Annotated in this window: 24 protein-coding genes; 16 read left to right on the top strand and 8 right to left on the bottom strand. The window is 36.4% G+C overall.

The features are described from left to right. The first annotated feature begins 201 nt into the window (after positions 1-201). From EGI05_RS09620 to EGI05_RS09600, 5 genes are all read left to right on the top strand, one after another. Positions 202-852, top strand: a complete 651-nt coding sequence (locus EGI05_RS09620) for a response regulator transcription factor (protein WP_228428581.1) — start codon at positions 202-204, stop codon at positions 850-852. A gap of 647 nt (positions 853-1499) precedes the next feature. Then, positions 1500-2129: an NUDIX hydrolase gene (locus EGI05_RS09615; RefSeq protein WP_123262850.1), complete on the top strand. Its 630-nt coding sequence runs from the start codon at positions 1500-1502 to the stop codon at positions 2127-2129. 27 nt (positions 2130-2156) lie between these two features. Continuing rightward, complete coding sequence (locus tag EGI05_RS09610; RefSeq protein ID WP_123262849.1) at positions 2157-2963, top strand: lysophospholipid acyltransferase family protein; 807 nt, start codon at positions 2157-2159, stop codon at positions 2961-2963. Between the two features lie 12 nt (positions 2964-2975). Then, positions 2976-3413, top strand: a complete 438-nt coding sequence (locus tag EGI05_RS09605) for a hypothetical protein (protein ID WP_123262848.1) — start codon at positions 2976-2978, stop codon at positions 3411-3413. A gap of 5 nt (positions 3414-3418) precedes the next feature. After that, positions 3419-4756 (top strand): UDP-N-acetylmuramate--L-alanine ligase, encoded by a 1338-nt coding sequence (locus EGI05_RS09600; protein ID WP_123262847.1) that lies wholly within the window; start codon positions 3419-3421, stop codon positions 4754-4756. 159 nt (positions 4757-4915) lie between these two features. On the opposite strand, the gene EGI05_RS09595 is transcribed toward EGI05_RS09600, so the two are convergent. The 3 genes from EGI05_RS09595 to EGI05_RS09585 form a co-directional block, all read right to left on the bottom strand. Next, complete coding sequence (locus EGI05_RS09595; protein ID WP_123262846.1) at positions 4916-5983, bottom strand: NAD(P)H-dependent flavin oxidoreductase; 1068 nt, start codon at positions 5981-5983, stop codon at positions 4916-4918. 38 nt (positions 5984-6021) lie between these two features. Further along, the gene (locus EGI05_RS09590; RefSeq protein WP_123262845.1) at positions 6022-6723 is read right to left on the bottom strand and encodes a DNA alkylation repair protein; all 702 of its coding nucleotides are present in this window, start codon (positions 6721-6723) and stop codon (positions 6022-6024) included. Between the two features lie 116 nt (positions 6724-6839). Beyond that, positions 6840-7715, bottom strand: coding sequence for an aldo/keto reductase (locus tag EGI05_RS09585; protein WP_123262844.1), 876 nt, complete (start codon positions 7713-7715; stop codon positions 6840-6842). 127 nt (positions 7716-7842) lie between these two features. On the opposite strand from EGI05_RS09585, the gene EGI05_RS18165 reads away from it, so the two are divergent. From EGI05_RS18165 to EGI05_RS09575, 3 genes are read left to right on the top strand one after another with little or no spacing between them, the layout of a single operon-like run. Continuing rightward, entirely contained in the window at positions 7843-8007 is a 165-nt protein-coding gene (locus EGI05_RS18165) for a GNAT family protein (RefSeq protein ID WP_262694261.1), read from the top strand. Continuing rightward, positions 8004-8276: a GNAT family N-acetyltransferase gene (locus EGI05_RS18160; RefSeq protein ID WP_262694259.1), complete on the top strand. Its 273-nt coding sequence runs from the start codon at positions 8004-8006 to the stop codon at positions 8274-8276. Before EGI05_RS18165 ends, EGI05_RS18160 begins: the two co-directional genes overlap by 4 nt. After that, positions 8276-8743: a GNAT family N-acetyltransferase gene (locus EGI05_RS09575; protein ID WP_123262843.1), complete on the top strand. Its 468-nt coding sequence runs from the start codon at positions 8276-8278 to the stop codon at positions 8741-8743. The genes EGI05_RS18160 and EGI05_RS09575 overlap by 1 nt, the downstream gene beginning before the upstream one ends. Here EGI05_RS09575 and EGI05_RS09570 read toward each other — a convergent pair. Further along, on the bottom strand, positions 8720-9616 hold the full coding sequence (locus tag EGI05_RS09570; protein ID WP_123262842.1) for a LysR family transcriptional regulator: 897 nt from the start codon (positions 9614-9616) through the stop codon (positions 8720-8722). The genes EGI05_RS09575 and EGI05_RS09570 overlap by 24 nt on opposite strands. 105 nt (positions 9617-9721) lie before the next feature. Here EGI05_RS09570 and EGI05_RS09565 point away from each other — a divergent pair, with 105 nt between their 5' ends. The 7 genes from EGI05_RS09565 to EGI05_RS09535 all read left to right on the top strand — a co-directional run bounded on the left by EGI05_RS09565 (position 9722) and on the right by EGI05_RS09535 (position 14367). Continuing rightward, the gene (locus EGI05_RS09565; RefSeq protein ID WP_123262841.1) at positions 9722-10336 is read left to right on the top strand and encodes an NAD(P)H-dependent oxidoreductase; all 615 of its coding nucleotides are present in this window, start codon (positions 9722-9724) and stop codon (positions 10334-10336) included. Between the two features lie 4 nt (positions 10337-10340). Next, on the top strand, positions 10341-11225 hold the full coding sequence (locus EGI05_RS09560) for an NAD-dependent epimerase/dehydratase family protein (protein WP_123262840.1): 885 nt from the start codon (positions 10341-10343) through the stop codon (positions 11223-11225). Between the two features lie 3 nt (positions 11226-11228). Further along, entirely contained in the window at positions 11229-11516 is a 288-nt protein-coding gene (locus EGI05_RS09555; RefSeq protein WP_123262839.1) for a putative quinol monooxygenase, read from the top strand. 82 nt (positions 11517-11598) lie between these two features. Beyond that, positions 11599-12273 carry a type 1 glutamine amidotransferase domain-containing protein gene (locus EGI05_RS09550; protein ID WP_123263366.1) on the top strand — a complete coding sequence of 225 codons (675 nt, stop codon included), beginning with the start codon at positions 11599-11601 and terminating at the stop codon, positions 12271-12273. A gap of 27 nt (positions 12274-12300) precedes the next feature. Then, positions 12301-13284, top strand: a complete 984-nt coding sequence (locus tag EGI05_RS09545) for an aldo/keto reductase (RefSeq protein WP_123262838.1) — start codon at positions 12301-12303, stop codon at positions 13282-13284. Positions 13285-13350: 66 nt separating this feature from the next. Then, on the top strand, positions 13351-13860 hold the full coding sequence (locus EGI05_RS09540; protein ID WP_123262837.1) for a PPC domain-containing DNA-binding protein: 510 nt from the start codon (positions 13351-13353) through the stop codon (positions 13858-13860). An 18-nt stretch (positions 13861-13878) separates the two neighbouring features. Next, the gene (locus EGI05_RS09535) at positions 13879-14367 is read left to right on the top strand and encodes a VOC family protein (protein WP_123262836.1); all 489 of its coding nucleotides are present in this window, start codon (positions 13879-13881) and stop codon (positions 14365-14367) included. Between the two features lie 59 nt (positions 14368-14426). On the opposite strand, the gene EGI05_RS09530 is transcribed toward EGI05_RS09535, so the two are convergent. Together EGI05_RS09530 and EGI05_RS09525 are read right to left on the bottom strand one after the other, a co-directional pair. Then, positions 14427-14870: a carboxymuconolactone decarboxylase family protein gene (locus EGI05_RS09530; RefSeq protein WP_123262835.1), complete on the bottom strand. Its 444-nt coding sequence runs from the start codon at positions 14868-14870 to the stop codon at positions 14427-14429. Positions 14871-14936: 66 nt separating this feature from the next. Next, the gene (locus EGI05_RS09525) at positions 14937-15509 is read right to left on the bottom strand and encodes a Crp/Fnr family transcriptional regulator (RefSeq protein WP_123262834.1); all 573 of its coding nucleotides are present in this window, start codon (positions 15507-15509) and stop codon (positions 14937-14939) included. A gap of 67 nt (positions 15510-15576) precedes the next feature. Here EGI05_RS09525 and EGI05_RS09520 point away from each other — a divergent pair, with 67 nt between their 5' ends. Beyond that, positions 15577-15942, top strand: a complete 366-nt coding sequence (locus EGI05_RS09520) for a DUF1304 domain-containing protein (protein WP_123262833.1) — start codon at positions 15577-15579, stop codon at positions 15940-15942. Between the two features lie 9 nt (positions 15943-15951). On the opposite strand, the gene EGI05_RS09515 is transcribed toward EGI05_RS09520, so the two are convergent. Then, on the bottom strand, positions 15952-16413 hold the full coding sequence (locus EGI05_RS09515) for a thioredoxin family protein (RefSeq protein WP_123262832.1): 462 nt from the start codon (positions 16411-16413) through the stop codon (positions 15952-15954). Further along, a complete protein-coding gene (locus tag EGI05_RS09510) occupies positions 16410-18476 on the bottom strand; it encodes a TonB-dependent receptor plug domain-containing protein (protein ID WP_123262831.1) in 2067 nt (688 codons plus the stop codon). Before EGI05_RS09510 ends, EGI05_RS09515 begins: the two co-directional genes overlap by 4 nt. Between the last annotated feature and the right edge of the window lie 45 nt (positions 18477-18521).

Here is an 18521-nt window from a genome sequence, read left to right as displayed (position 1 = left end):
TACATTGATACACTGAACATTATTATAAATAACTCTAATAAGACATATTAAAAATCCACAATAAGAGAATTATTTAATAAATAATCAAAAAAAATACTTCAAACAATGAAGATATATATAAAGAAAGTAACATATTTTTAAATATATTATCCAAATATCAAGTTTTTTTTATATTTTTATATAAGCAAAAAAAACTAAACCATGATGAAACCAAGATTAACTATTTTTGATGAGCCTCTGTTGTATACAGAAGGTTTATCAAAACTTCTCGAACAGAGTGAAATTTTCTCCAGTATTCAAATTTGCAATTGTCCTCAGGCGCTCTCCATACTTATGAGCGAAGACCCGCCGGAATTTCTCATGATCAGCTCAAACATGTGGATTCTTACTGATATTTGCAAATATGTGGAAAACATCACACAAAAAAATAAAAACATAAAAATCATTATCATCGGAAATAATTATGATGTCATAGACATTAGAAGGCTTTTCAACAAAGGAATCAAAAGCTATCTGGATAAAAACAGCAGCTATGATGAATTTTTAAAATCCATACAGGCTTTACAGCTCAACGAAATCTATATCTGTGACCATGCTAAGAACAGAATGATTAATTTTATCCATAATGATCAGGATCAGCACAAAGTCCACATCAAAGATCCTCTCACCAAACGGGAGATGGAAATATTGAAGCTTATCTGTGACGGTCTCAGCAGTAAGGATATTTCTGAAAAGCTTTTCATTAGTATCAATACCGTGGAAACACACCGCAAACGCATTCTTTTAAAATTAAATGTCAAAAATTCCGTAGGAGTAGTAAAGTATGCTATTGAAAATCATATCATTGACTGACATATATATCTTATTTATTTAAAAAATTCCAAGCCTTTCGGTTTGGAATTTTTGATTTGATTATTTAATTCTGGGCTGTTCATTATTCGTTTCCTTTTTAGGAATCTCCTGTTCAGCATTGATATTTTATCCTCCTGTCCGTAATGCAGAACGGACAAGAAGATAAAAATAACACAAGCTTAAGGAGTAAAATTTCATCATTTGCGTTTTTCTAAATAATTTTTTCATCATTTGCGTTTAACAATTTCTCTTGAAAATGTTGTACTTCACTCTCATGATCTACCATTACAGATTTGAAGAAAATTGGAAAAGAAGATTATCGGGGTATTGAGACAATAACATCTTATTATCGCTCTTGATTCTCCAAATCATCGACTGTGATTTTGCGGGTAAAAAATAAAAGTGGATATACACTCCATTTCGAGATAAACATGGTATTAATTTTTTTGTAAAGGTACGCTGTTAAAAGACTTGAGAAAACACATAAATCTGGTACAATTAAAAAATCACGGTTTTTAGGTACAGTTTAAGTGTTTTCCGTTAAAGCTCAAGTCTAAAGACGAATCACTCAAATACAGGAACACAGTAAGGATTAATTAATAGTAATCCCTGTTCATTTCTTAAATTTATATTCCTAAATTTGAAGTATGGAAAATTTTGGAAAAGATTTATTAAGAAAAATTAAAAGTGCGGAATTACCCGGAGAAAACGCACATGGGGTCTTCTCTCCTCCATATCGTCCTGTCTTCACTTATAACGAAGTTTTAGCAAGAAATCCAAAATTTGCAGCGGTAAATATCTTAATGTATTTAAAGAACAATGAATGGTACTTCCCTTTGATCCAGAGGACGGAAAACGAGCACGACAGACATAGCGGACAGATATCTCTTCCCGGTGGAAAACGTGAAGAAATGGACCAGGATTTTGCTGAGACCGCCATTCGGGAAACCTCGGAGGAAATAGGAATAGATAAACATTATGTACGAATTATCCGGGAAATGTCTCCTATCTATATTCCTCCAAGTAATTTTTATGTATACCCGTATATTTCATATACTAAAAAGAACCCTCTTTTCGTTTTGCAACAAACTGAAGCGGTAGAAACCATAGAGTTCCCGGTTACTTCTTTTTTAAGCCTTCCCGACAAGCCTGAAATCATGGCTTTACCCAGTGCAGGAGGACATGAAGTCCCTGTCATTAATTTCAATGGGTATATTATTTGGGGAGCCACAGCAATGATATTGAGCGAATTCAGCCAGTTGCTGAAAAATATGTAACTTTGCAGTACCGTGTTTAATTGAGAGATGGCGAAGAAAAATATTTTCACCGATGCATTCGGAACACCTTACTTTTTAAAAAGGTTAGTTATTTTTATTTTAGGAATTATATCTTACAGAAGGTTCAACGGCTTTAATAAATTGAAAATAACCGGTACAGAACACCTGGTGGATCTTCCTGATTCAAACGTATTGTTTGTTTCCAACCATCAAACCTATTTTGCAGATGTTGCAGCTATGTATCATGCATTCTGTGCTGTCAATAACGGATATTTAAATACAATTAAAAACCCGATCTATCTGCTTAATCCTAAAATAGATTTCTATTATGTTGCCGCCGAAGAAACCATGAATAAGGGTATTCTTCCAAAAATCTTCAAAATTGCAGGTGCCGTAACGGTAAAAAGAACCTGGAGAGCTGAAGGTAAAAACGTCAACAGAATGGTGGATATGAGCGAGGTAGATAATATTATGAAAGCCTTAGACAACGGCTGGGTAGCAACTTTCCCTCAAGGTACTACTTCAGCTTTTGCGCAAGGAAGAAGAGGAACTGCCAAATTGGTCAAAAATCAGCGCCCTATCGTAATTCCTATCAAAATCAACGGATTCCGAAGAGCGTTTGACAAAAAAGGGCTTCGTGTGAAGGTTACAGGCGTAAAACCTACCATGGAATTTAAAGCTCCTCTTGAGATAGATTATGACAATGAAAACGCACATGAAATTTTATTGAAAATCATGACTGCCATAGAGCAGACTGAAGATTTCAACCTACTACACAATTATGATGAAGAACTTAAAGCTAAAAAATTAGAACAAAAGGATTCAGATAATTAAAGTAAAGATAATATGAAAAGAATAATAGGGATCTTATTCGCAATCATAATATTAGTTTCGTGTAACAGTCAAAAAGTATATTCGGATTTTGATATAAGCTATTCCAGAAGCGGAGGCTTTGCTCCGATATATGAGAATTTGCTGATCAAAGACAACAATGCCCACTATTCTTTTGAGGGACAGGGAAAAAAGTTTAAACAGGATTTTAAGATTTCAAGCGAAGACTTAAAAAAACTTGATAAAACACTTTCTCAAAACAATTTTAGACGTATACAGGAAGACCGAAAGAAATTGTATGATAATATTACAACTTCTATTAATGTTAAAAAAGGTCCTAACGAAGGCAGTAAAACAGATGCAAGTTTGATCATGCCGAATTATACAACTAACTGGAGCAATATTATGAATGCTTTCCAGGAGATCATTAATAACAATGTTAAAAAACAGTAAATAAGTTGAAAACCCACTTCATTGCTATTGGCGGAAGCGCCATGCATAATCTTGCGATTGCATTAAAAGATAAAGGATATCAGGTGACCGGTTCAGATGATGCTATCTTTGAACCTTCCAGGTCAAGACTGGAAAATAAGGGAATTCTGCCCCAGGAAATGGGCTGGTTCCCAGAAAAAATCACTTCTGATATTGACGCTGTTATTCTTGGAATGCATGCCCATCAAGATAATCCTGAGCTGGCAAGAGCAAAAGAACTGGGCTTGAAAATATATTCGTATCCGGAATTTCTTTACGAACAATCGAAAAATAAAACCCGTGTGGTAATTGCCGGTTCTCACGGAAAAACAACTATTACTTCCATGATCCTGCATGTGTTGAATTTTCATCAGAAGGATGTGGATTTTATGGTAGGTGCACAGCTGGAAGGCTTCGATTGTATGGTAAAGCTTACTCAGGATAATGACTTTATGGTATTGGAAGGGGATGAATATCTTTCCTCTCCTATTGACCTGCGTTCCAAGTTTTTGCTGTACCAGCCGAATATTGCTTTAATGAGCGGAATTGCATGGGACCACATCAATGTCTTCAAAACGTTTGATGACTATTTGGAGCAGTTCAGAAGATTTGTAGCGAGCATCACTCCGGGAGGAGTTTTAGTATATAATGAGGAAGATCCGGAAGTGGTAAAAGTAGTGGAAGATGCGGAAAATTATTTCCGGAAAATCCCTTACAAAACTCCGGAATATGAAATCAATAACGGAAAAGTATATCTGAAAACCGAAATGGGAGATGTTCCGCTTTCTGTTTTTGGGGCTCACAATCTATTGAACATGGAAGGAGCAAGACACATCTGCCAGCAATTGGGAATTATGGATGAGGATTTCTACGAAGCGATCATGAGCTTTAAAGGAGCTTCCAAACGTCTTGAAAAAGTAGAAAGAGAAGACAAAGGGATTCTTTACAAAGATTTTGCTCATGCTCCGAGTAAGGTAAAAGCTACTGTAAAAGCTTTTCAGGAACAGTTCAACAATGAAAAGAAATATGGCTTCCTTGAGCTTCATACTTATTCAAGCTTAAACCCGGTTTTCTTAGAGCAATATGATCACGCAATGGACGGATTGGATGAAGCCGTTGTTTTCTATTCGGAAGATGCTTTAAAGATCAAAAGGATGGAACCTATCTCTCCTGAGCTGATTAAAGAAAAATTCAAAAATGATAACCTGAGGGTTTTCACGAATGCAGAAGAACTTCATGCATATTGGAATACTTTAGATAAAACTCAAGGAGTTTATTTAATGATGAGTTCCGGAAACTTCGGAGGGTTAGACTTAACAAAATAAAACTTATACGCGTTGTCATTCTGAACGAAACGAAGTGGAGTGAAGAATCTCAAGACAAATAAAAAGCTGTTTCAAATTGAGGCAGCTTTTCTTTTTATGAAACGCAAAGATTTAAAATCTTTGCCAACTTATGATCATTAGCATTTAAATAATTCTTCGTCAAAGATTATCTATTTCACAATCTTCAATAAGCTTTCTCAAAATGTCCTCCGTAGAAAGCTCGCTATAATCATGAATCGATTGTCCCGCCCAAATGCCTACAAAATCAGTATTATTTAAAGTTTTAGCAACTCTTCTTAATTCATTCGTCAGTTTATTCTGATAAGGATAAGGTAAAATATAATCTGAGTTGTCAAGAGTTTCGATGTATTTATTTTTAATTCCTCTTGCATAACGTCCCGAGAAACTTCTCGTCAAAACAATATCATTTTCACTCACATTTTTTAGTCTTTCCTTTTCATATGGCTGTAAAGCACTTTCCTGAGAAGCCAATAACATACTTCCTACCTGAAAGCCCTGCGCTCCCAAATCTTTTGAAGCCTTCAACGTTTTGGAATTATAAATCCCGCCTGCATAAATCAATGGGACTTTTACATGGTCATAAACCTGAAAAAACAAAGACAAACCTCCAATTTGAGGAATATTTTCTGCATTAAAAGCTCCTCGGTGTCCTCCTGCTTCAATTCCCTGCACACAGATCATATCGATTCCTGATTTTTCCAGTATCAAAGCCTCTTCAACAGAAGTACAGGTCCCGATAAGCACTACTCCATTTTCTTTTAATTTCAGGATCGTTTGAGCATCCAGATTTCCGAAAGTAAAACTCACGATTTTACAATTTTCCTCAATAATGGCATCAATTTGATCGTGATAACCGTTTACTTTTATCTCTTCCAATTTGGGAAGATTCACCTCAATGCTATTTTCTTTTGCCAATCGTTCTATGAACAGTTTTGTGCGAATATATTTCTCCTGTAAAGAATCTGTGATTTCAGGAATGTCATGAACAAAGATATTAACTGCAAATGGCTTATTCGTAAGCTTTTTAATTTCTCTGATCAGCTCAACTGACTTATCTGCAGAAAGATCTGCCAAAGCCAAAGAACCCAGAGCATCAGCTTTTGCAGCAGCAGAAGCCATTTGCGGTGTGCTTACTCCAAACATCGGAGCCTGAATGATGGGATATTTTACTCCTAATCTTTTACTAATCGTATCCGGCCAAAACATATAATTTCTTATTTAAAGTTGACAAAAAAAGGAAGCAATTACCGCTTCCTCTGTTCTTTATAATGTTTCTTTTTCTCCGCATCCAGTTTTTCTGTAGCATAGGAAAAAGTAGTTGCAGGCATTGTTTTCATATAGCGATCCAAAAAATCAAACAACCTTTTCTGATCTTTTTTCCCAGCTTCTCTTATCCAGCTTCCAACAGCTTTATTCACTAATTCATTAGAATCATGAACCAGCATTTCAGCAATCTTGAAAGTATCTTCTATATCATTTTTCCTGATAAAAGCATGGGTACTTACAATGGCGGTTCTTCTTTCCCACGGACTTTCAGATATTGCCAATTCATATAAAATATCTCTCGGTTTATCGATTAAATATTCTCCGACAATATTTCTTGCTGCCCTGTCTACAAAATCCCAGTTATTCAGACAGTCATGACGAAGAATATATAAATTGAAAAGTTCTTTTTTCTTTTCTGCCGAAGTCTTTTTATTTCCTGCCTGAAAATCCATGATACTTACCGCTCCCATTCTCACTTCATAGAAATCACTGTCCAATAATTTATTGACCTCATCCAAAGGCATGGCGGAAAATTCTTTAGCTGTGTTAAAAACATCTCCAAACTTCACTCCGAAGGATTTTGTAACACCATCGTTTCCTTTAAAATATTTCTCCACCTTATCGAATTCTTTTTCATTGATGAAGGTGGAAAGTTTTTCTATGAATTGTTCTGCAGTCATATTTTGTTTATAAATTGGTATTGCAGATTAAGCAGATCACGCATATTATTTTGAATATTTTTAAAATTAAAAAAACAATCATCCGCCAAATCAGCTTAATCTGCGAGAGAATATAACTAAATATCTGCCACAGATCTCAGCATTTTTTCTTCCCAAGCCGGATCTTTCGGATCAAAAAACAACCTTTTTCCCGTATCCAGGGAACGAACTACATTCATTTCATCTTCAGTCAGCTCAAAATCAAAAACATTGAAATTCTCTTCAATTCTGGAAGGCGTAACAGACTTAGGAATTACACAGAATCCTTCCTGCAAATGCCATCTTAAAATGACCTGAGCTACTGTTTTATGATATTTTTCAGCGATTTTCTTTAATTCTGAATTATTTAAAAGCTCTGCATTTCCGTTTCCAAGCGGACTCCAAGGTTGGGTGACAATATTATTCTCTCTGTCATACACCTGAAGTTCTTTTTGCTGGAAAACCGGATGCAGCTCAATCTGGTTGATCACAGGCAAGACACTGGAATTAGCTTTTAATTCTTCTAGTTTTTCCACTGTAAAATTACATACCCCGATCGCTTTTATTTTTCCTTCATGATATAACTCCTCCAACGCTTTCCAGGCACCTAAGAAATCCCCGAAAGGCCAGTGAATAAGATACATATCCAGATAATCCATCTGTAGTCTGTCCAATGTTCTCTGAAATGCACTTTTCGCCTTTTCATACCCATGATCCTGAACCCATAGTTTTGATGTGATGAATAACTCATCTCTGCTTACTCCACTATTTTTCACTCCCTCTCCAACCGCTGTCTCGTTAAGATAAATAGAAGCCGTATCAATCATTCTGTATCCCGTCTGAATAGCTTTGATCACTGCATTCTCACACTCCTTCATATCTTCCATCTGCCAAACTCCAAAACCCAGTGCCGGAATATCCACTCCGTTATTTAATGTTATCACCGGCTGACCCGTGTATGTTTTCTTTTGCATAATTCCTTATTTTAATTTTTTAATATAAAGTGAAACAAATTTGCGACAAAAAATTGAAATTTTATATCTAAAACCATAGACTCTGTAAAATTTTAGAATAGTTTATTTTTGTATTAAATTCTAAAAAATGCCACACCAAATCAGATTAGCACAGCCCAAAGATTATCCCAGAATCATGGAAATATGGGAATCTTCCGTAAAAGCCACCCATGATTTCCTGAAAGAAGAAGACTTCAATTATTTTAAAAAAGTGATCCTAAAGATTATTTACCCCATCTGGAAGTATTTTTGATTGTCAAAAATGACGAAGCAAAAGGTTTTGCTTCCGTTGCAGAAGGAAATCTGGAAATGCTTTTCATTCATAATGATTCACGGGGAAAAGGATACGGCAAAAAGTTATATCAGTTCATGAAAGATAAAACGGGACTGACAAAAGTAAATGTAAATGAACAAAATTCCCAGGCGATCGGCTTTTATGAAAAACTAGGTTTCAGGCCTATAGGAAGATCAGAAAAAGATGGTTCCGGGAAAGATTACCCTCTTATTCACATGAGTTTATAATGGAAAAATTTACTTTCTCTACGCTTAATTCTGATTCCGAAATTCCGTATCAATTACTTTTACTGGCAGATGAAACAGTAGAAGCTATCAATAAATATATACTCAATAGTACTATTCATATTGTAAAGGATGGAACGGAAGACATTGCAGTAATGGCTTTGCATAAAAACAGTGATACAGAACTGGAGATCAAAAACATTGCTGTGATTGAAAGTTATCGTAACCAGGGAATCGGAAGTATTTTAATCAATAAAGCCAAAGAAATTGCTTTACAAAATCACTACTCCTCTTTATTAGTAGGAACTTCAGACACCGGGTTTCAGCAGATCAGATTTTATGAAAGGAATGGTTTCATTAAAAAAGCAGTCCGTACAAATTTCTTTATAGAAAACTATCCGTCTCCTATCTATGAAAACGGAAAACAAATGAAGGACATGATTGTTCTAGCTCATCACCTGTCTGAATAATCCCTTGATATGGTCGATCTCCGAAGGGTAATTGGTATTCTTCCTGCATCCGAAATACAAGGTATTTTCCAATTTTCTCTCTCCTTCCCAAATGAGCTTGATCTCTCCGCTTTCAATTTCATTTCGGCATAAAAAATCAGGAACTACAGCCAATCCGGTTCCGCCTTTCAGACAACGGATGATGGAATTTAAATTCGGAACAATATAATTCGGGCGGAAATTCGGTTTATGCCCGAAATTCATGATCCAAAACTGGAAAAGATGTTCCATATCTCCGGTTGTTCCGTACCATTTTTCCTGTTTCAGCCATTCTTCCGCATGTTCGATGCCTTTGTTTTTTAATGTTTCATTGAAACTGTCCACATCAACATCTTTACCTCCTACCAAAATAATCTGCTCCGATGAAAAAGCTTCATGATTGATATTGGGAGAAATACCTTTTTTAGGAGTGATAATAAGGTCCAGTATACCTTTATCCAATTGATCCAGCATTTCCGGATATTCTCCGAAACAGATGATCAGATTAAACGGCAATGTAGATACGTATTGCTCCAAAGTGGTCTGAAATGTCTCAAAGCACATTCCCACGCTGATCGTCGGGGTATGCTTTTCCGTGGATTTCTGAAAATTCTTTTCCACTTCTTCCAGCTTCGTCAGCGGTTCGGAAACTGCATTGAATAAAACTTTCCCTCTCTCGGTCGGAATCATTTTCCTTCCAGTCCTATCAAATAATTTATACCCTACATACGCTTCCAAAGAACTCAAATGTAAGCTTACACCCGGTTGCGAAATAAACAAAGAATCTGCAGCCCCCGTTAATGTCCCTGTTTTATAAATTGCTTTGAAAGTTCGGTACCATTCTAAATTAACCATACCTCTAATTATTATAATTCTGATACAAAGGTATAATTTATATTATTTTTATTATACAAAAATCGAAACTAATTTTGCATTGTAAAATTTAAACAAATCAAAACAATGAAAAAAGTATTAATAATCAACGGTGGACAAAATTTCGGACATTCCGGAGGAAGATATAACAAAACAATTACAGAAAACACATTAGAGGTTTTACAAAAGTTTGAAAATGTAGAGGTAAAGATCACCAATGTGGACGGAAATTACGATAAAGATGAAGAGGTTCAGAAATTCGTTTGGGCAGATTACATCATCTATCACACGCCGATCTGGTGGTTCCAGCTTCCGAATGGTCTGAAAAAATACATTGATGAAGTTTTCACAGCCGGACATGCAAAAGGAATTTATATGAGTGACGGAAGAAAGCCTGAAAACCCGCAGATCAATTACGGAACCGGAGGAATGCTTGGTGGAAGAAAATATATGGTAACTACGAGCTGGAATGCTCCTGCAACCGCTTTTACCCTTCCGGGAGAATTTTTTAACGAAACAAGTGTAGATAATGGACCATTATTTGGATTCCATAGAATGAATGCTTTTGTTTCTTTGGAAAAGATGGAAAGCTTCCACTTTCATGATGTGGAAAAGAACGCCAACGTTGAACGTGATATGAAATTATACAGAGAACATCTTGAAAATATTTTCGAAAAAGAATTGAAACCACAATTGGTGTAACCTGATGAAAAGGATATTGATTACGGGAATCACCGGATACATCGGCGGAACCGTAGCTAAGAAATTACTGGATAAAAATTATACGGTAATTGGGTTGATCCGAAACGACGTTCAAGCCAAAGAACTCGAAGCTGCAGGAATTGAAACGATTGTAGGAAATATTCATGATGAAGAGGTATTACAATCTGCTATTTCCAATGCGGATGCTATTATCCATAATGCAGATTCCGCGGATGATGCTTATGTTGCGGACAGTATCGTTAAAGCATTGGAAGGAAGCGGGAAAACATTTATTTTCACTTCCGGCTCAGCCATCTTTGGAGGTAAGGAAAACGGAGAAAAAAATGATTTTGTATTCACGGAAGATATTCCTTTACAACCGAGGTTGGAAATGGCTTCCAGAGTATTGATCAATCAGCATATTCTTCAATCTGCCAGAAAAAATGTAAGAAGCATCGTTATTGTTCCTACGATGGTGTATGGAGAAGGTTTGGGAATTAAAAAAGACAGTATTCAGGTTCCTGCTTTGATCAATTTTTCAAAAGAAAAAGGATTTGGGGCCTACTTCGGAAAAGGAGAAAATATTTGGTCAAATGTACATATTGAAGATCTTGCAGATCTTTATGTGCTTGCATTGGAGAAGGCAAAAGCAGGTTCTCTCTATTATGCGGAAAACGGTTCTTCAACAATAAAGAATTTAGCAGAAAGAATCAGTGAACGATATGAACTTCTACCTGCACAGTCCGTAACTGTTCAGGAAGCTGTTAACAAATTCGGTCCTGCAGGAGGATACTTCGGATTTGCATCCAACAGCTTATGTAACGCTGATAAAGCCAGAACAGAACTGAATTGGAAACCTCAACATCAATCTATTGAACAATATATTTAACCTATGAAAATTTATCTTACGGCCATCATCAAAGCAAAAGAAGAGCACAGAGCGGAAGTACTTGAAACGCTTCAGAATATGGTGACAGAAACCAGAAAAGAAGAAGCATGTGAACTATACAGCCTTCACCAGGGAATTGAAGACAAAAACCAGTTTGTTTTCTATGAAATCTGGAAAAGTGAAGACGGATTGGCTTTGCATAACCAACAACCTTATATCCAGGCTTTCGGAGCTCTGATCGATGAAAAATTACAGGAAAAACCACAGATTTATACCACTCATATTATCTAACCATATGAAAAAATTAATGTTTGTATTCATGAGCTTATTGACAATAGGCTTATTCCAGTCACAAAACAAAAAATCTATTACAATGAAAAAGAAAATTTTATTTGTCGTAACCAGTCATGACAAAAAAGGAAATACCGGAGAAGATACAGGATATTATTTAGGAGAAGTTTCTCATCCCTGGGAAGTTCTTCACAAAGCGGGCTACGAAATTGATTTTGTAAGTCCGAAAGGCGGAACTCCTCCTGTTGACGGATTTGACTTAAATGATCCCGTAAACAAAGAATTCTGGGAGAATAAAGAGTACAAAACCAAAATTGACAATTCTTTACAGCCTTCCCAGGTAAATCCTTCCGATTATTCAGCTATTTTTTATGCAGGAGGTCATGGTGCAATGTGGGACTTCGCTGACAACACTGAATTAGCAGGAATCGCTTCCAAAATTTATGAAAATGGTGGAATTGTAGCAGGTGTTTGTCATGGTCCTGCCGGATTGGTAAACATTAAACTGAGCAACGGAAAATACTTGGTAGACGGCAAGAAGATCAATGCTTTTACCAATGAGGAAGAAGCTGAAGTGAAGTTGACCAACGTTGTTCCATTCCTTTTGGAAGACAAATTAAAGGAAAGAGGAGCCCAATTTGAAAAATCAGGACTGTGGCAGAATCATGTAGTTACGGATCAAAGAGTGATCACAGGACAGAACCCTCAATCTGCAAAAAGCGTGGGTGAAGCTATTGCAAAAGAACTTAATCAATAATCTCAAAAAAAATCATATATACAAAAAATGGAATATAGAAAATTAGGAAACACCGATCTGGAACTTTCAGTGATAACCCACGGAGCGTTCGCCATCGGTGGAAATATGTGGGGTGGAAATGAAAGACAGGATTCTATAGATTCAATCCATGCATCTTTGGACAACGGCGTAACTTCTATTGATACAGCACCTTTTTATGGTTTTGGACTTAGTGAAGAAATGATCGGGGAAGCAATCAAAGGAAGAGACCGCTCTAATATTCAGTTATTAACAAAATTCGGTTTGGTTTGGGACGGAAGCAATAACGGAAAAGGAGAATTTTTCTTCGATGCAGAAGATAACGGCAAAAAACTTCCGGTGTATAAATATGCTTCCAAAGAAAACGTAATCAAAGAAGTGGAAGACAGCCTGCAAAGACTGGGAACCGATTATATTGATCTTTTACAACTTCATTGGCCGGACAGCACAACTCCGATCAGTGAAACAATGGAAGCTTTAGAAGTATTGATCCAGCAAGGGAAAATCCGTGCGGCCGGAGTAAGCAATTACAGTGTGGAACAAATGAAAGAAGCCAATGCCACCCTGAAAATAGCAAGCAACCAGGTTTCTTACAGTATGCTGAACCGTTCCATTGAAAATGACCTTGTTCCTTATTCTTTGGAAAACAATTCAGGGATTATCGTGTACAGCCCAATGGAAAGAGGTCTTTTAACAGGTAAATATTTTAAAGAGAACAAATTAAAGGACAACGATCACCGAAACGGGTATTTTTCCCAGTTCGATCTCAGCAAGGTTCAGAAATTCTTAGAAAAAATAGAGCCAATTGCACAGGAAAAAGGAGCTACTTTATCACAATTGGTATTGCGATGGACAACATTACAGCCGGCTATCACAGTAGTTTTAGCGGGAGCCAGAAATGCACAGCAAGCTATTGAAAATGCGAAGGCGATGTCTTTTGACCTTTCTCAGGAAGAAGTAAGCTTCATCAATACGGCTTTACAGGAAATTTAACCTAAAAATCATTATAGCTGCAGATTTTGGTGCAAAACTTTCATTCATCATACAAAATATACCGGCATGAACTTATTAAAAATTTTCAGTATTCTATTGGTGGTTTTAAATGTGAATACTTTTTCAGCACAGAAAAAAGATATTTGCCGCTATACAAAAACTCCTACGGGTTATCTCATGGTTCTCAGACAGGGAGATGATGTAATAGAAAACCTTGAAAATCTTGCAAAAGCCGAAAACATTCCTTCTGCCAGTTTCACAGGAATTGGCTTTGCCCAAGAAGTTACTTTTGGATTTTATGATTTTACAGCTAAAAAGTTCAATCCAAAAACATTCAATAAGGTGGAAATGGGTAACCTGACAGGTTCCATAGCCTGGAATAAAAAAGGTCCGTCCATTCATGTTCACGGAGTTGCCACCGATGAAAAGTTTAATGCTTACGGAGGGCATATCTTGTCCTTACATGTCGGAACAGGCTCTATGGAAGTTTATGTGATATTAAACGACAAAAAACTGGAACGGAAAATAGAGCAACCTTTGAATGCAAATGTTTTGCAGCTGAATTGCAAGCCATAAAAATAAAATAGTCATAAAATGGAAAACACTATAAAAGGATTCACGCGTGCCAATCACGTAGGGATCACCGTTAAAAACCTCGAAAAATCCATTGCCTTTTATGAGGCTTTAACAGGAACAAAAGTTTCCAATATCGATGAAATAGGAGGACCAAGAATGGCAAAAACTCAAGGTCTGAACGATACCAAGATTAAATATGCCAATCTTCATCTGGATAATCTCAATATAGATATCCTGGAATATGTAATCCCTGAATCTGAACAGGCTTCTTACAGCAACAACCAGATCAGTGCTATGCATCTTTGTTTTGAAGTGGATGATATCAATGCTGCTATGGAAAGATTAAAAGAAATCGGTATTGAACCGGAAGGCGAACCTATAACATTCCAGGAAGAAGACGGCTTACAATCCGGCTTCGGAACGGCAGTTACCTACTTCCGTGATCCGGATGGAACCAATCTTGAAATTATTGCTCCACAAGGACCTTTCAAAAGAAAAAACCACTAGTACATAAAAAGTCCTTCAAAAATTGGAGGACTTTTTTAAATAACTTTATTCTGAAAAAACTACTTCATAATCGGCATATGTGTACTGATCGCAATTCTGTTCCAGGCATTGATGGTCACAATAGCCATGATAATCTGTGCGATGATGTTTTCATCAAAAAGCTGTTTTGCTTTGTAATACGTTTCTTCTGTTAACCCTTTTTGGTTAATTAAAGTAATTTCTTCCGTCATCGCCAAAAGCGTTTGCTCTTCTTCCGTATAAAGCTCTGCTGCCTCTCTCCAAGCGTTTAAAAGATAAATTCTTTGTGGAGTTTCACCGTATTTGATGGCATCTTTCGTATGCATATCCAGACAGAAAGCACATCCGTTGATCTGTGATGCTCTGATCTTAATCAGTTCTTTCTGAATAGGGTTTAAAGAAATGTTCTGAAGATAACCTTCCAATCCCATCATTGCTTTGTAAGCTGCTGAATCTGTTGTCGCGATATTTACTCTTGCGCTCATAATATGACTGTTTTTAAATTCTGATACAAAGTTCCTATTTAAAAACATCAAAAATCTTAAACTGGTTTAAGAACGCAATTTTGCCCGGATTTCACTGAGATATTCCGGTGTAAAACCTAAAAAAGAAGCAATAAGATATTGTGGAATTCTTTGAATAAACCAAGGGTATTGAGTACTGAAATGTACATAAAGCTCTTCTCGTGACATTTCATACAAATAACGGATCCTGCGCTCAGAAGAAGCATACGCTCTTTGATAGATCATCCTGAAATAGCGTTCCATCACAGGATGTTTCTTGAGCAGCAATTCCTGCGACTGAAGATCAATCACCAAGATAGAAGATTTTTCAACAGCCTGAATGCAAAAATCTGATTTGATCTGTCTTTCGTATGCAAAAGTATCGGTGATCCACCAGTTCTCTATAGCAAATTCAGTAGTCCGCTCTACTCCTTTTTCATTAGTGAAAAATTTCCGGAGACATCCTTTTACCACAAAATACATATTCTTGCATACATCACCATCAAGCATCAGATTCTGTTTCTTCTTGACTTCCCGCACCTGGAAAAAAGAAAGGATAGAAGCATATTCTTCATCATTTACCGTAATAAATTTGTCTAAATGTGCTTTGAATGTATCCATTTTTGTAATTAAGTACTCAAACTTAACTTTATTTTTTTAGTTTTACAATGACAAAAAACAATAAATCATGGAAATTGTTGCCAAAATTCTGATCGCTGTTGTAGCACTGGAACACCTTTATATTCTTTGGATGGAAATGTTTGCCTGGGAAACCAAAGGAAAAGAAGTGTTCAAATCAGCGCTGCCTCCGGAAATGTTCAAACCTACAAAAGGATTAGCTGCCAATCAGGGATTGTACAACGGGTTTCTTGCAGCCGGCCTCATCTGGTCCTTTTTTATTGAGGATCCGAAATGGCAAACCAATATTGCCTTATTTTTCTTGGGTTGTGTAGCAGTGGCAGGAATTTATGGAGCTATTTCTGCTACCAAGAAAATATTCTTCGTCCAGGCATTACCCGCCATTTTAGCAATTATTGCCGTGCTATTGAAATAATTTTTACTTTCAGCGAATTATTTCCCTAAGTTTCTGCTTAAATTTTTCGGGTTTAAGCAGTCCTTCATGATAATACAACAGATTTTGGTTTTTATCCAGGAAAATCCATAAAGGATAAACAGGCTGGTTTTTATTTTTGGATAATGCCAAAGCCAATTCATGAATTCCTGAATTCCCATTGGGTATATAATCAAACTCCTGTCCCTGAAAATGGATTTTTTCTTTCGTTTTTTCTGCTTCAAAGTTGATGAAATAAACATTTTCATTCATCATTCTCACCAATTCTTCATCCTTATTCATGGTAAAAGATTCAATTTTACAAACCGAACACCAATCCGTATAAAGATGAATAACAACAGGCTTTGCATGTTCTTTCTGCCGGGCTTCAAGTTCAGAAAAAGTACCTGTTTTTACCTGTGAAAGATAAAAACAGGGCACTAACATTAAAACTATATGGATAATCACTTTCATTTTAAAATATATTTTATTCCGAGAAATCCTCTGATCTTCTGCATAGGTGCATACCCGTACGTAGTATCAAAAGTATAATGGTTCGGATTATTCACCGGATCATCTACATATTGATCAAATGGATCAAACGGTCGCATCAAAGGATCTTTAGGCGTGAAGTTGAACAGGTTCTTAATTCCGCAGTAGACTTCAAAACCTGACTTAAAACTCTTCGAAACCTGAATATTAGCCAGAGAATAAAACGGTGAATATTCCGGACGGTAATCATTCGGTAAAACAGGCAATCGCATCGGTCCGTAAAACTGACCTGTAAAGTCAACAGTTACATTGCTTGGGAACTTATAGGACAGATTATAGGTTCCACTCCATTTCGGGGCATGCAACTGTTGGGATTTTTCATTCTCCCCATCCAGTTTCTGATATACATCAAGATAAGTAACTCCTACATTAATACTTAAAGGAAAGCCGAAACTGTAATCTACATTCACTGAAGCGCCCCTTGAAATTCCATATCCATGAAGATTATCATAAATAATTTTATCCGGTTCGGTATCAAAATCCCCTACAATCTTATTACTGAAATAGGTATAAAATGCCGAAGCATCCAAGTTGATCAGACGGTCTCCTGCAGGAATTTTCCAGACATAATTCAGGTTTCCGTTGATGGATTTTTCTGGTTTTAGATTGGATTTAATCACCACCTCACGCGAACCCGTCAATGCCGCATGATCCTCGGTAAATAAATTCACCACCCTGAATCCCGTTCCGAAATTGAATCGTAAAGTATGATAAGGATCGGGAGAAAATTTCCATGCGAATCTCGGTGAATGTACGGAATGATGGATTTTATCATAATCATATCTATATCCCAACAATAGTGTGTTTTTAGGATCAATTTCCCACTGATCCTGTATAAAAGCTCCCCAGATAGGAGATTTCATCGGCTGATTGGTGATTCCGTCTGCTGATAAGGTTCCCGGAGTGTTATCATCATAAAAAGTTTTTTTGAAAGTCAATCCCAAGATCATATCATGATTACCCAACTTTTTGTCCCAATAGGTTTGCACAAATGCCACTTTCTGCAATGCATCAAAAGGATTGGATCCGTAAAAAGAATCCTGATTGTGATAATTATAAGAAAGCTGGGTAATTACCTGTTCTTTGATGGGCCACTGATACACCCCAAAAGCTTCTACCCTGTTCGTATAAATACTCTCACCATAGACTTCATTGCTTCCACGATAAGATTTATTCCACTGCATTTCTCCACCAAACCGGTCTTCGTATAAATATCGTAAGGCAAAACTAGCCTGTCTGTTTTCCTTTCTTTGAAAATTCCATTTATTAAAAACAGAAACCCTGTTTTGTAATGCTGCATCCGTGAAATTATCTTTATTCTGATCAAACCTTTTACTGAAATTAAAATAATTCAAGCTTAATAGTGATGCAACATTTTTTCCAAGATTAAATTTTGTTGACAAATCCACATTATTCTCACTCCAGGTACTTGTCATAACATCAACACTTAATTGAGGAGCCGTTAAAGCGTTTTTGGTGATTATATTAATCACACCTCCCATCGCTTCAGAACCATAAAGAGACGAAGCCGGTCCTTTTACCACTTCAATCCTGTCTATTAAACTATTAGGAATTCCGCTTAAACCATAGACTGTGGAAAGCGAACTTACAATCGGCATTCCATCAATTAAAATCATCGTATAGGGTCCTTCCAATCCATTAATGTGAATATCTCCCGTATTACAAACCGAACAGTTAAGTTGAGGTTTCACCCCATTCACCATCGCAATCGCTTCAAAAATGCTTGGTGTAGGATTTTTCTGAAAAAATTTCTGACTATAAATTTCTACTGCCACCGGACTTTTCGATTTGCTTATCGGTTTTATGGTTCCGGTAATCACTACATCATCTATCAGTTTAGCCTTCATTTCCTTTTTGGAAAGGATCAAAGAGTCATTTTTGTTATGATCCTGCTGCAAACTGTCTGCTTCCTGTGAGAAGCAGTAAGATGATAATAAGACAATAGAAAATAATATTCGTGTCATGAAATTAAAATTGTTAGACAAAGCTAACAATTATTTTTAGAACTA

It is taken from the genome of Chryseobacterium daecheongense, from assembly GCF_003729955.1.
GTDB classification, from domain to species: domain Bacteria; phylum Bacteroidota; class Bacteroidia; order Flavobacteriales; family Weeksellaceae; genus Chryseobacterium; species Chryseobacterium daecheongense.
This window is presented reverse-complemented; position numbering and strand designations above follow the sequence as displayed.

Excerpts from the sequence above, each read along its gene's own strand:
- EGI05_RS09620 (WP_228428581.1), top strand. The coding sequence starts at position 202 with ATGATGAAACCAAGATTAACTATTTTTGATGAGCCTCTGTTGTATACA.
- EGI05_RS09615 (WP_123262850.1), top strand. The coding sequence starts at position 1,500 with ATGGAAAATTTTGGAAAAGATTTATTAAGAAAAATTAAAAGTGCGGAA.
- EGI05_RS09610 (WP_123262849.1), top strand. The coding sequence starts at position 2,157 with ATGGCGAAGAAAAATATTTTCACCGATGCATTCGGAACACCTTACTTT.
- EGI05_RS09605 (WP_123262848.1), top strand. The coding sequence starts at position 2,976 with ATGAAAAGAATAATAGGGATCTTATTCGCAATCATAATATTAGTTTCG.
- EGI05_RS09595 (WP_123262846.1), bottom strand. The coding sequence starts at position 5,983 with ATGTTTTGGCCGGATACGATTAGTAAAAGATTAGGAGTAAAATATCCC.
- EGI05_RS09590 (WP_123262845.1), bottom strand. The coding sequence starts at position 6,723 with ATGACTGCAGAACAATTCATAGAAAAACTTTCCACCTTCATCAATGAA.
- EGI05_RS09585 (WP_123262844.1), bottom strand. The coding sequence starts at position 7,715 with ATGCAAAAGAAAACATACACGGGTCAGCCGGTGATAACATTAAATAAC.
- EGI05_RS18165 (WP_262694261.1), top strand. The coding sequence starts at position 7,843 with ATGCCACACCAAATCAGATTAGCACAGCCCAAAGATTATCCCAGAATC.
- EGI05_RS09575 (WP_123262843.1), top strand. The coding sequence starts at position 8,276 with ATGGAAAAATTTACTTTCTCTACGCTTAATTCTGATTCCGAAATTCCG.
- EGI05_RS09570 (WP_123262842.1), bottom strand. The coding sequence starts at position 9,616 with ATGGTTAATTTAGAATGGTACCGAACTTTCAAAGCAATTTATAAAACA.
- EGI05_RS09565 (WP_123262841.1), top strand. The coding sequence starts at position 9,722 with ATGAAAAAAGTATTAATAATCAACGGTGGACAAAATTTCGGACATTCC.
- EGI05_RS09560 (WP_123262840.1), top strand. The coding sequence starts at position 10,341 with ATGAAAAGGATATTGATTACGGGAATCACCGGATACATCGGCGGAACC.
- EGI05_RS09555 (WP_123262839.1), top strand. The coding sequence starts at position 11,229 with ATGAAAATTTATCTTACGGCCATCATCAAAGCAAAAGAAGAGCACAGA.
- EGI05_RS09550 (WP_123263366.1), top strand. The coding sequence starts at position 11,599 with ATGAAAAAGAAAATTTTATTTGTCGTAACCAGTCATGACAAAAAAGGA.
- EGI05_RS09545 (WP_123262838.1), top strand. The coding sequence starts at position 12,301 with ATGGAATATAGAAAATTAGGAAACACCGATCTGGAACTTTCAGTGATA.
- EGI05_RS09540 (WP_123262837.1), top strand. The coding sequence starts at position 13,351 with ATGAACTTATTAAAAATTTTCAGTATTCTATTGGTGGTTTTAAATGTG.
- EGI05_RS09535 (WP_123262836.1), top strand. The coding sequence starts at position 13,879 with ATGGAAAACACTATAAAAGGATTCACGCGTGCCAATCACGTAGGGATC.
- EGI05_RS09530 (WP_123262835.1), bottom strand. The coding sequence starts at position 14,870 with ATGAGCGCAAGAGTAAATATCGCGACAACAGATTCAGCAGCTTACAAA.
- EGI05_RS09525 (WP_123262834.1), bottom strand. The coding sequence starts at position 15,509 with ATGGATACATTCAAAGCACATTTAGACAAATTTATTACGGTAAATGAT.
- EGI05_RS09520 (WP_123262833.1), top strand. The coding sequence starts at position 15,577 with ATGGAAATTGTTGCCAAAATTCTGATCGCTGTTGTAGCACTGGAACAC.
- EGI05_RS09515 (WP_123262832.1), bottom strand. The coding sequence starts at position 16,413 with ATGAAAGTGATTATCCATATAGTTTTAATGTTAGTGCCCTGTTTTTAT.
- EGI05_RS09510 (WP_123262831.1), bottom strand. The coding sequence starts at position 18,476 with ATGACACGAATATTATTTTCTATTGTCTTATTATCATCTTACTGCTTC.